The organism is Streptomyces sp. NPDC002156 (genome assembly GCF_053593675.1).
In genome coordinates this window covers 1-10,725 of sequence record NZ_JBSFDA010000254.1, presented here as the reverse complement: position 1 = coordinate 10,725, position 10,725 = coordinate 1, and the positions used below count along the sequence as shown (strand labels likewise).

Genomic DNA, 10,725 nt, shown 5'->3' with positions numbered 1-10,725 from the left:
TGGGGGTTCGACAGAGGCGGCTGGGGGTCCGGGGGTTATCCCCCGGATGAAGCAGCATCAGCGGGTCCGGGGTTCGAGTCCCTGGCGGCGCACGTAAGAAAGAGCCCCTCGTAGCTGCGAGGGGCTCTTTCGTTATCTGCTCAGCAGCTCCTCCCGCCCCCGCTCCCGGTACCGCTCCACCAGCCCCGCCACATCGTCCCCGGTCAGCCTGCGGTACGTCGGCTCTTCCGAGGGGCGCCACCACACCGGGTCCGGGCAGCTGAACCCCTCCTGCCTGAGGCCCGCACGGTGGATCTTGTTGGTCGCGGTGACCGGCATCCGCTGCACGACCCGGACGAACCGGGGCGCCATCTTCGTCCCCAGGTCGGGCTGCGCGGCCAGGAAGGCGGTGAAGTCTGCGGGGTCGAAGGTGCCGGCCAGGGTCGCCATGACCTGGTCGCCGGCCACCGGGTCCGGCACCGCGTACACGGCGACGGCCACCGCACCCTCGTACCGGGCGAGGATGTTCTCGATCATCGCGGCGGCCAGGTTCTCGCTGTCGACGCGGAGCCGGTCGTCGGCGCGGCCCGCGAAGTAGAGGAAGCCGTCCGGGTCCCGGTAGAAGAGGTCGCCCGTCCAGTACCAGCCGTCCCGGCGGCGGGCCGCGTCGGCCTCCGGGTTGCGCCAGTAGCCCTCGAAGGGGTTCGGGCCCCGGTTCACCAACTCCCCTATCGCGTCAGTTCCGTTGAGCAGTCTGCCCGAGGCGTCCAGGTCGGCCGGCGGGCATTCGGCTCGCGTCTCCGGGTCGACCACCGCGAGGTCGTCGTCCGGTGCGGCCCGGCCTACAGCTCCGGACGGGGTTCCGGGCGTCCAGCGCACGGCCGCCCCGCCCTCCGAGGACCCGTACGCCTCCACCAGCCGCACCCCGAACCGGCGTTCGAAGGCCGCCGCGTCCACCGTCCCGGCCTCCGTGCCGAAGCCCAGCCTCAGGGGGTTGTCCCGGTCGTCGGGCCGGGCGGGCGTCGCCAGCAGGTACTGGACGGCCCGGCCGACGTACGTGAAGTAGGTCGCCCGGTAGCGGCGTACGTCCGTCAGGAAGCCGGAGGCCGAGAAGCGGCGGCGCAGGGCCACCCCGGCGCCCGCCGCGAGGGCCGGGGCCCAGTCCGCGATGACCGCGTTGCCGTGGAACATCGGCATGCAGATGTAGTGGACGTCGTCCGGGCCCACCCCGAGAGTCCGGGCCAGTGTCTGACCGGCGGCGGCCAGTCTGCCCTGCGTGCAGATCGCCGCCTTGGGCGCGCCGGTCGAGCCCGAGGTGAAGTAGAGGAGGAGGCGGTCGGTGGGGGTGGCGTGGGTGGGGTCCGGTTCGGCCTCGGAGTAAGGGGTCAGGAGGTCCTCGTACTCCTCCGTGTCGGTCAACAGGAGGCGTACGCCGGGGAGTTCCAGGCCGGCGAGGAGTGGGAGGTGGGTGCTCGCGGTGATCAGGAGCGGGCACTCGGTGTGCAGGATGTCGCGGGCCAACTCGGGGCCCCGGCGGGTGGGGTTGATGCCTGCGACGGCGGCACCGGCGAGGGCCGCCGCGCTCAACCAGAGGGGATATTCAGGGGTGTTGTCCAGCAACACGCCCACGTGCGGTTCGGCGGCCGGTGGGAGGAGGTCCGTCAGCAGGGCCGCCCTGGCCGCCGCGCCTGCGGCCACCTCATGGTGTGTCAGTGTCCGGTCCTCGCACCACAGCCCGGGACGGTGGTCGCCCCACCGTCCCGCCACGAGTTCCGCGACCGTGCGCTTCTCCGTGAACTCCATGAGCGCGCACGATAATTGACGTGCCGTCAGATGTGGAGGGTCACGGCATCTCCGCGAACTCGTCGGCCGGGAACGTCTCCCCCGTCTGCTCGTCGACCACGTACCCGCCGTCGTCCGTACCGAAGAAGGCGTCGCCGAACGGCTCGAAGACCTGGCTGTACGTCACCATGAAGCCGACGCAGAACACCACGACCACGCCCAGGAACCCGAGGATGCCCGCCAGGGCCAGTCCGTGCCGGACCGGGCTCGGGCGGTGTGCCGTGGCGTTGACCTGCTCGCCCTCGCTGTAGAAGACGGTGACGTAGTCGCCCTCGATGACCGTGCCCGGGCCGTGCGGCTCGTCGAAGCGGACGGTGCGGCCGTCGCGGGCGACGAACTCGTAGACGTGGTGCAGTGTCGTGTGCACGGAGGAGTCGCCGGAGCCGCCGCTCGTCGTCGTGTACGTGCGCAGACAGCGCGCCTCGGCGGTCAGGCCGCTGTTCCAGGCGCGGCGCATCCGCAGCACCCGGCGGATCACGAACGCCGCCATCAGGACGGCGATCGCGATGATGAACGTCGGCCCCGCGTAGAACATGAAGTCCATGGCCGTACCCCGTTTCTCAGTACTGCTCCCCGTACGCCTCACCTGGTCATGTGGGCGTACGGGGAACGTACCCGTGGGGGGTCGGCGGATTGCTCAAGGAATGCTCAGAATGTGACGTCCGAGCAGGCGTAGAAGGCGTTGGCCGTGTCGGCGATCGTCCACACCGCGACGATCACATGCCGGCCGCTGAGCCCGGACGGCACTGTGCCCGCGTGCGAGAGGGTGGACGGCGGCCGTTGGCCGTTGTAGGGGACCGTGAGGAACGGGGTGAGGTTGAGGTCCGAACGGGCGAGGGCGTGGTTCTGGTTCCAGCCCGACTTCGTCACGTAGTACTTGAAGTCGGTCGTGGCGTGCATGGCGGTGAACTGCCAGCGGAAGGTGTAGCTCTGACCGCCCGTCACCTTCGTCGCCGGCCAGGTGCCGCCGGACGGGGTCTTCGGCTGGTTGAGCGCGCCGAAGTTGGTGTGGTTGGCCGAGCAGATCTGACCGTCGGCGGGTCCGGCCGCCGGGAAGCCCTTGGGGCCCTCGACGCTCTGCGGCTCCCACTGGATGTCGCCGCAGCCCGTCACGGTGCCGTTCTGACAGAGCTTCTGCCTGCTGATCGGGAGGTCGGTGTAGCCGTGACCGGTGGCGCCCCCGGTGGTGAGGACGAGGGCGCCGGTCGTGGCCAGGCCGACCACGGAGGCGTACAACTTGGTCTTTTTGCGCATGCTGCCGCTCCTGCTGAACGTGGGGGAGGTTCAAGTGAGCCGTGCAGGTCTAGACCAAGTCCCAGATTATTACCAGCCCTTGGGCATGTCCAGACCAATCGCAGCCCGACTCCCCCACCCTCACGGCCCCGGCTCGCTCCGCCCCGCGCAGAACGCGACCGTCAGGTCCTTCACCAGCACCTTGCGTTCGTAGTCGTCCAGTTCGACCAGGCCTCGCATGGTCAGCCGGGTCACCGTGTCCTCCACCGAGTCGACGACCGAGGTGAGCGCGGCGGCCCGGTGCTGGGCGTCCAGGGCGGCGATACGGCGGCGGGTCATCGCGGCGGCGACCTCGGGGGCGTACTCGACCCGGACCGGCAGTACGGAGAACACCTCCAGGCCGACCGGCGCCGTGTCCGCCGCGACCACCCGGGTCAGCGCCTCCCCGGCCACCTCCATCGCTCGCCGCCCCGCACCCGGCATCTCCACCGGCACCCGCACGAGCGCCGCCTCGACACACTCCCGCAGATACTTCTCGTGGTCCTCGACGCCGAGCGTGGCCCGCGCGGTGTCCCTCACCCGCCACACCACCAGGACGACGACCCGCAGCGCGACCCCGTTCGCGTCGGCGGCCGGCATCGGCTCGCCGCGCCAGTGCCGCAGCCGTACGTCGACCCGGTTGCGCAGGAGGAGTGGGTTGACCCACAGCAGGCCGGTGCGCCGGACCGTCCCCCGGTAACGGCCGAACAGGCCGAGCACCCAGGCCCGTCCGGTCCGCCCGCGCGCCAGTCCGCCGAAGCCGAACAGCCCGAGGGCGCCCGCCCCGGCGTACGCCGCCCACTGGGCGGGGCCGGGACCGGCGCCCGCGTAGGTCGCCGGGAGCCGCAGCGCCTCCACCGCGAGAGGCGGCAGCGCGCCCGCCCACCAGGAGGTGAGCACGCCCCCGGCCAGCCCGGTGACACCGGCGAGCACGCCCACCGCGCCCGGCAGCACCCGCGCCGGGCGCTCCACCAGGTCGGGGTCGACCGCCGGAACCGCCGGGCGCGGTGTGGCCGGTGCGGGTCTGCGGACGCGCGGCTGCTCGCCCGTACCCTGCCTGCGCCCGACGACGGCCGGCCGCAGCGGCATCGACACCGGGTCGGGTTCGTCGCGGAACAGCAGGTGGACGGGGATCTCGGTGGTGGCCTCGTTCTGGATGAGCCGGGCGGGCCGGGGGCCGTTGGGGCCATTGTCCAGGGGGCCCTCGGGTTCCGGTGTCTGTTCGGTCGTCGTGGTCATTTGTGCCTCCAGCCTCCGCGCCAGATGCGTTCATGCGTCCAACAGTGGTTACCGGCCAACCGGCATGTGCCGGGGCGTGGGCGTTACGAGGAGAAGAGGCGGCGCCAGGTCTCCGGGCCCGGGTAGCCGTCGGCCGCGCCGCCCCGCCAGCCCTGGGCGCGCTGGAAGGCCTGCACCGCGCGCCGGTCCGCCTCGCTCCAGCGGGTGCTGGGCCCGGTCGGGTAGTACCGGCCGAACCCCTTCTTCACCAGCTGTTTTCCGAGCTGGGCGACGTACGGGCTGCTGGAGCCCGGCCGGAACACGCCCCGCCCGGGGAACGCGGGGACCGCCTTGCCCGCGGCGGGCGGGCCGGGCGTGCCCACCGGCCCGGGGACCGGTGCCGGGGCCGGAGTCGCCGGAGCCGCGCCGCCCCCGATGTCCCGGCCCGTTCCGCTCACCAGCAGCGCCCAGGTGCGCGGTCCCGGCAGGCCGTCCGCCGCCGGGCCCTTCCAGCCCTGGGCCTGCTGGAACGCCCTGGTCGCCCTGCGGTCCGCGTCCGACCAGCGCGGGCCGGGACCCGAGGTGTAGAAGCGGGCGCCACCGCGCCGGACGAGCATTGTGCCCAGTTGTGTGACGTACGTGTTGCTGGCACCGGGGCCGAAGAACCGCGAGCCCGGGAACTTGCTCGCCTTGTCGGGGGCGGCTCCGGGCGCCGCACCCGTCGTATCCGTCGGGTCGGCCGGCCCGGTCGGGCCCTCCGTGGAACCCGTGCCACCGGGGTCGCTCCCGTCCCCGGTGCCGCCCGTGTTCGCGGCGAGGCCCTTGTAGCGATAGGCCTGATAGCGGTCCGAGTGGCTCCAGTAGGCGTACGGAGTGGCCTGCCTGCGGGCGTGCGGGCGGGTCTCCTCGTAGGCGATGTAATAGGTGTGCGTGTAGTCCGTCCAGCCGCCGAAAATGACGACGTGCGAACCCTTCTGGGGGTCCGACGGATTGTGGAAGAGGAGAATGTCGCCGGGTTGCAGATCATCCTTGGGAATCCGTACGCCGTACTTCTCGAGGCTGCCGGTCCATTCGTTCCCGGCGAGATTCCAGGCCATGGAGACGAAGCCCGAGCAGTCCTGGCGGTAACCGTCCCGCCAGTACGTGCTCATGCTGTACGGGACCCGCGCGGCGACCCAGGTCCTGGCCCGGTTGACGATCTCCGCGCGGGTGGTCGCCCGGAGCTTGTCCGTGGCCGGTTTGCCGGTCGGGCCGTGCAGCGGGGCCTTGCCGCCCTGCGGGGTCTCGGGCTCGTCACCTGCGGGTACGCCCGGACGATGGGGGGCGTACGGGGCCGCGGCGGCCGGCAGGGCGTGGCCGGCGCCGAGCACGGTGGACGCCGCCGCGGCCACGACGAGGGTCCGTCCGACCGCCGTACGGGCGGGTCCGGAACCCGTTCCCGAGACCCGTCCGGAATACGGTCTGACGCCCCGCCAGTGAACGCATCCGGGGCATTCGCAGTCGCTCGCGGGATCGAATTCCTCGAATACCGGAGTCGCCATGCGATTCCCCTCACACTCCAGGCGATGACTTGCGCGCTTCTGCACGTCCGCAGTTTCTCAACTGTCACCCGCTGTCGCATGTTGACGGTCCGAATGATGTACAAGCCCGATGCGTGGGACCGCGGCGGTCCTGACCACTCGCCGGTGTCGGGTAGAGTTCTCCACGTCACCGCGCGCCGCTAGCTCAGTTGGTTAGAGCAGCTGACTCTTAATCAGCGGGTCCGGGGTTCGAGTCCCTGGCGGCGCACAGACACACGGCAGGCCCTCCGCTCCGGCGGGGGGCCTGTTCGCGTCGACAACACTAAAGAGACGATACGTAAACACTCCGGCACCATCCGTGCACATCCGGTCCCAAACACACCAACCGGACTCATCAGCCGTCACAATGAGCGCGTATGACCGGTAAACACCGTGTTTCGCATCTTGCGATCATGCTGAACGGCGTAGAACCCTGGGTTTCAAGATGCTGCGGATACGCGGCAGTTGGGGGCGGACCGGTTGCACTGACGCGGGGATGGGGCCCCGTTCATGAACAGATGCCGAGGGGGGCATCATGCAACCGGAAGGGCGCTGTTCCATGTCTATAGAGTGTGAGAGATGTGGCGGCAGTGGTCCATTGCTGAGGCGTTTGTGAAGGCCGAGGGGGGCCCAGCAGGCGTTAGGAACCGACAAACACGCGGTTGACCTGCGTGTGGGGGGATGACTCATGACGTCGACGCCGACGGGCGCCCGGCAGAACTTCGACGCATCACAGACGACCCAGCTCAGGCTGCCGTCACACCGGACCGGGGGCTTCCGCCGCATCAAGAAGAGCTTGCCGAAGTACGACTACGAGCACTACAGCCGACTGGCCGGACCCCTCACACAACCTGATCCGAACAAGCCCTACACGGTCAAATACCGCTCCCTGCTCTCGCAGGAACCGCACCGCCTCCGGGCAGCGCTGATGCTGGGCGCCGCACCGCTGCTCTCCGTCGTCCTGCTCGTCTGGCTGCTCCAGCCCGCGCACTGGACGGAACGCGACTACCCGGCCTACGACTTCCTGCCCGCGCTCGACATCGTGATGCTCGTGTCGATCGGCCTGATCGAGCTGTTCCGCTGCCTGAACGTGCTGTCGAACGCGCACGCCACCCTGGTCGCCCGCGACCCGATCCCGGTGGTGCCGGAGACCGGCACGAGAGTGGCCTTCCTCACCTCCTTCGTCCCCGGCAAGGAACCGCTGGAGATGGTGACGAAGACGCTCGAAGCCGCGGTCCGGATCCGGCACCGCGGCCTCATGCATGTCTGGCTCCTCGACGAGGGCGACGACGCCGATGTGAAGGCGGTCTGCGAGCGCCTCGGCGTGCACCACTTCTCCCGCAAGGGCGTCGCGAAGTGGAACCAGCCCAAGGGCCCGCACCGCGCCAAGACCAAGCACGGCAACTACAACGCCTGGCTCGACGCGCACGGCGACGACTACGACTTCTTCGCCTCCGTGGACACCGACCACGTACCGCTGCCCAACTACCTGGAGCGGATGCTCGGCTTCTTCCGCGACCCGAACATCGGCTTCGTCATCGGCCCGCAGGTCTACGGCAACTACGACAACTTCGTCACCAAGGCCGCCGAGTCGCAGCAGTTCCTCTTCCACGCCCTGATCCAGCGGGCCGGCAACCGCTACGGCTCGCCGATGTTCGTGGGGACCAGCAACGCCGTACGCATCAAGGCGCTGAAGCAGATCGGCGGGCTGTACGACTCGATCACCGAGGACATGGCGACCGGCTTCGAGATCCACCGCCACAAGAACCCGGCGACGGGCAAGAAGTGGCGCTCGGTCTACACGCCGGACGTGCTCGCGGTCGGTGAGGGTCCCAGTGCCTGGACGGACTTCTTCACCCAGCAGATGCGCTGGTCGCGCGGGACGTACGAGACGATCCTCACGCAGTACTGGAAGGGCTTCTACTCGCTGCCGCCGAGCAAGCTCTTCAACTACACGATGATGATCATCTTCTACCCGATGTCCGCCCTCAACTGGATCCTGGCGGCGCTGAGTTGTGCGCTGTTCCTGGGCCTGGGCGCCTCGGGTGTGAACATCGACCCGACGGTGTGGCTGATGCTCTACGGCAACGCCTCGGCGCTGCAGATCGGCCTGTACATCTGGAACCGTCGGCACAACGTCTCCCCGCACGAGCCCGAGGGCTCCGGCGGTGTGGCGGGCATGGTCATGTCGGCGCTGTCCGCGCCGCTCTACGCGAAGGCCCTGATCGACTCGGCGCTGCGGCGCAAGAGCAAGTTCGTGGTCACGCCCAAGGGCGACTCGGCGAGCCCGGACCGCTGGTTCGGGACGTTCCGCTACCACTGGTACTTCATCCTGATCTTCGGCGGCTCGATCGGCGCCGGTTTCGCCTTCGGGCACTCGCACCCCGCGATGATCATCTGGGCGACGTTCGCCACGACGATCACCGCGACGCCGATCTTCGTCTGGCGGCACATGCTGCGCCAGGAGAAGAAGAAGCTCGCCGCCCGCCCGGCCGCCGAGCCGCAGGACGCGGCGCCCGCGCCGCAGCCGATCGTGCCCGCCCAGCACGCACCACACGCCCCGCAGGCATCGCACGCCCCATACGCCCCCCACTCCTCCCACGCGCCGCAGCACAAGCCCCAGTGGGCCGCATCGGGCGGGAGCGGCGGGGGCAGCGTAGGGAGCGAGGGCAACGACCAGACCATGCAGATCGCCCTTGGTGGACTTGGGGGACGTAAGGAATGAAAGACCGTGCAGGCCGCCGCCGCGCCCGTCGTCTCGCGATAGGCACGGCGGTGGTCCTCGCGTTGGCGGGGATGAACGGGCCGTGGGTGTACCGCTTCAGTACCGAGAAATACCACGACTACAAGATCAACAGACCGGAGTACAAGGCCGAGAACGGCAAGTGGGAGGTGGTGAACTTCCCGGAGGAGTACCGGCAGAACACCATCCACGCGGCGTTGCTGCACACCGGCAAGGTCCTGCTCGTCGCGGGCTCCGGCAACAACGCGGACAACTTCGACGCGAAGAAGTTCGACACCCGCCTCTGGGACCCGGTCAAGGGCACGATCAAGAAGATCGACACGCCGAAGGACCTGTTCTGCACCGGCCACACCCAGCTCGCCAACGGCAATCTGCTGATCGCAGGCGGCACGAAGCGGTACGAGAAGCTGAAGGGTGACGTCACCAAGGCCGGCGGCCTGATGGTGGTGCACAACGAGAACCCGGACAAGCCGATCACGCTGCCCGCGGGCACCAAGTTCACCGGCAAGGAGAACGGCAAGACGTTCGTGTCGAAGGACCCGGTCGTCGTCGAGCGGGCGACGAAGGTCTTCGACGAGGCGACGGGCAAGTTCCTGCGCAACGACCCGGGGCTCGGCCGGATCTACGTCGAGGCGCAGAAGAAGGGCGCCAAGTACGAGACCGGTACGCAGGACAACTACCGCGTGCAGGGCCTGTCGGGCGCCGACTCCCGCAACACGTACGGCATCGCCGAGAAGCTCGCCCTGGACAAGAAGGACTTCCAGGGCATCAGGGACGCCTTCGAGTTCGACCCGGTCGCCGAGAAGTACATCACGGTCGACCCGATGAACGAGGCCCGCTGGTACCCGACGCTCACCACCATGTCGGACGGCAAGATCCTCAGCCTCTCCGGCCTGGACGAGATCGGCCAGCTGGTGCCGGGCAAGAACGAGGTGTACGACCCGAAGACCAAGAAGTGGACGTACACCAAGGGCGTCATGCAGTTCCCGACGTACCCGGCGATCTCCCTGATGCAGAACGGCAAGATGTTCTACTCGGGCGCGAACGCGGGCTACGGCCCCGCCGACAAGGGCCGTGACCCCGGTATCTGGGACGTGGCGACCAACAAGTTCACCAAGCTCAAGGGCCTGAGCGACCCGAACATGCTGGAGACCGCCGGTACGGTGCTGCTGCCACCGGCGCAGGACGAGAAGTACATGGTGATCGGCGGCGGCGGGGTCGGCGAGTCGGAGCTGTCGAGCAAGAAGACCCGGCTGATCGATCTCCTCTCGCCCAACCCGGAGTTCACGGACGGCCCGTCCCTGGAGAAGGGCACGCGCTATCCGCAGTACTCGATCCTCCCGGACGACACGGTCATGATCTCGGGCGGCTCGGAGGACTACCGGGGGCGCGGCGACTCCAACATCCTCCAGGCCCATATGTACGACGCGAAGACCGGCGAGCTGAACAGGGTCGCCGACCCGCTGGTGGGCCGGAACTACCACTCGGGCTCGATCCTGCTGCCCGACGGGCGGGTCATGTTCTTCGGCTCGGATTCCCTTTACGCGGACAAGGCCAACACCAAGCCGGGCAAGTTCGAACAGCGCATCGAGATCTACACGCCGCCGTACCTGTACCGCGACGCGCAGCCCTCCCTTACGGGCGGCCCCCAGACGATCGCCCGTGGCGCGTCCGGGACGTTCAAGTCCCAGCACGCGTCCACGATCAAGACGGCCCGCCTGATCCGCCCGAGCGCCTCGACGCACGTGACGGATGTCGACCAGCGGTCGATCGCCCTGGACCTGAAGAAGACGAAGGACAGCATCACGGTGACGGTTCCGAAGAACCGGAATTTGGTCGAATCGGGCTGGTACATGCTGTTCGTCACGGATGACCAGGGGACACCGAGCAAGGCGCAGTGGGTCAAGGTGCCTTAGTTCTAGGGTGCGTTGTCGGCTGCGGGCCGGTGGGGGCTTGTCGCGCAGTTCCCCGCGCCCCTAGGTGGGTGGTCGGCGCCCCTCGTTGAAAGGGGGCGCCGAATCGCTTTAGGGGTGCGTTGTTTGCTGCGGGCCGGTGGGGGCTGGTCGCGCAGTTCCCCGCGCCCCTAAAAACAGTCGGCGCCCCCCTTTCAAC

7 protein-coding genes and 1 tRNA gene are annotated in these 10,725 nt (G+C 69.1%); 3 read left to right on the top strand and 5 right to left on the bottom strand.

The genetic code is table 11. The features are described 5' to 3' along the window. Positions 1-132 precede the first annotated feature (132 nt). The 5 genes from ACWCRB_RS46730 to ACWCRB_RS46710 form a co-directional block, all read right to left on the bottom strand. Entirely contained in the window at positions 133-1,782 is a 1,650-nt protein-coding gene (locus ACWCRB_RS46730) for an AMP-binding protein (protein ID WP_451001892.1), read from the bottom strand. Between the two features lie 40 nt (positions 1,783-1,822). Next, the gene (locus ACWCRB_RS46725) at positions 1,823-2,365 is read right to left on the bottom strand and encodes a hypothetical protein (RefSeq protein ID WP_451001891.1); all 543 of its coding nucleotides are present in this window, start codon (positions 2,363-2,365) and stop codon (positions 1,823-1,825) included. 104 nt (positions 2,366-2,469) lie between these two features. Then, positions 2,470-3,075: a lytic polysaccharide monooxygenase auxiliary activity family 9 protein gene (locus ACWCRB_RS46720; protein WP_235478406.1), complete on the bottom strand. Its 606-nt coding sequence runs from the start codon at positions 3,073-3,075 to the stop codon at positions 2,470-2,472. Between the two features lie 120 nt (positions 3,076-3,195). After that, positions 3,196-4,332 (bottom strand): SPFH domain-containing protein, encoded by a 1,137-nt coding sequence (locus ACWCRB_RS46715; RefSeq protein ID WP_451001890.1) that lies wholly within the window; start codon positions 4,330-4,332, stop codon positions 3,196-3,198. Positions 4,333-4,415: 83 nt separating this feature from the next. Beyond that, the gene (locus ACWCRB_RS46710; protein ID WP_451001889.1) at positions 4,416-5,852 is read right to left on the bottom strand and encodes a peptidoglycan-binding protein; all 1,437 of its coding nucleotides are present in this window, start codon (positions 5,850-5,852) and stop codon (positions 4,416-4,418) included. A gap of 173 nt (positions 5,853-6,025) precedes the next feature. Here ACWCRB_RS46710 and ACWCRB_RS46705 point away from each other — a divergent pair. The 3 genes from ACWCRB_RS46705 (at position 6,026) to ACWCRB_RS46695 (ending at position 10,529) form a co-directional block, all read left to right on the top strand. Then, positions 6,026-6,099 (top strand) — tRNA-Lys (locus ACWCRB_RS46705). A 459-nt stretch (positions 6,100-6,558) separates the two neighbouring features. After that, positions 6,559-8,595 carry a glycosyltransferase family 2 protein gene (locus ACWCRB_RS46700; RefSeq protein WP_451001888.1) on the top strand — a complete coding sequence of 679 codons (2,037 nt, stop codon included), beginning with the start codon at positions 6,559-6,561 and terminating at the stop codon, positions 8,593-8,595. Next, the gene (locus tag ACWCRB_RS46695) at positions 8,592-10,529 is read left to right on the top strand and encodes a galactose oxidase-like domain-containing protein (protein ID WP_451001887.1); all 1,938 of its coding nucleotides are present in this window, start codon (positions 8,592-8,594) and stop codon (positions 10,527-10,529) included. The genes ACWCRB_RS46700 and ACWCRB_RS46695 overlap by 4 nt, the downstream gene beginning before the upstream one ends. Positions 10,530-10,725: the final 196 nt, after the last annotated feature.

What these genes read in the sequence shown, in the direction of transcription:
- ACWCRB_RS46725 (WP_451001891.1), bottom strand. Translation starts at nt 2,365, where the DNA reads ATGGACTTCATGTTCTACGCGGGGCCGACGTTCATCATCGCGATCGCC.
- ACWCRB_RS46730 (WP_451001892.1), bottom strand. Translation starts at nt 1,782, where the DNA reads ATGGAGTTCACGGAGAAGCGCACGGTCGCGGAACTCGTGGCGGGACGG.
- ACWCRB_RS46710 (WP_451001889.1), bottom strand. Translation starts at nt 5,852, where the DNA reads ATGGCGACTCCGGTATTCGAGGAATTCGATCCCGCGAGCGACTGCGAA.
- ACWCRB_RS46695 (WP_451001887.1), top strand. Translation starts at nt 8,592, where the DNA reads ATGAAAGACCGTGCAGGCCGCCGCCGCGCCCGTCGTCTCGCGATAGGC.
- ACWCRB_RS46715 (WP_451001890.1), bottom strand. Translation starts at nt 4,332, where the DNA reads ATGACCACGACGACCGAACAGACACCGGAACCCGAGGGCCCCCTGGAC.
- ACWCRB_RS46720 (WP_235478406.1), bottom strand. Translation starts at nt 3,075, where the DNA reads ATGCGCAAAAAGACCAAGTTGTACGCCTCCGTGGTCGGCCTGGCCACG.
- ACWCRB_RS46700 (WP_451001888.1), top strand. Translation starts at nt 6,559, where the DNA reads ATGACGTCGACGCCGACGGGCGCCCGGCAGAACTTCGACGCATCACAG.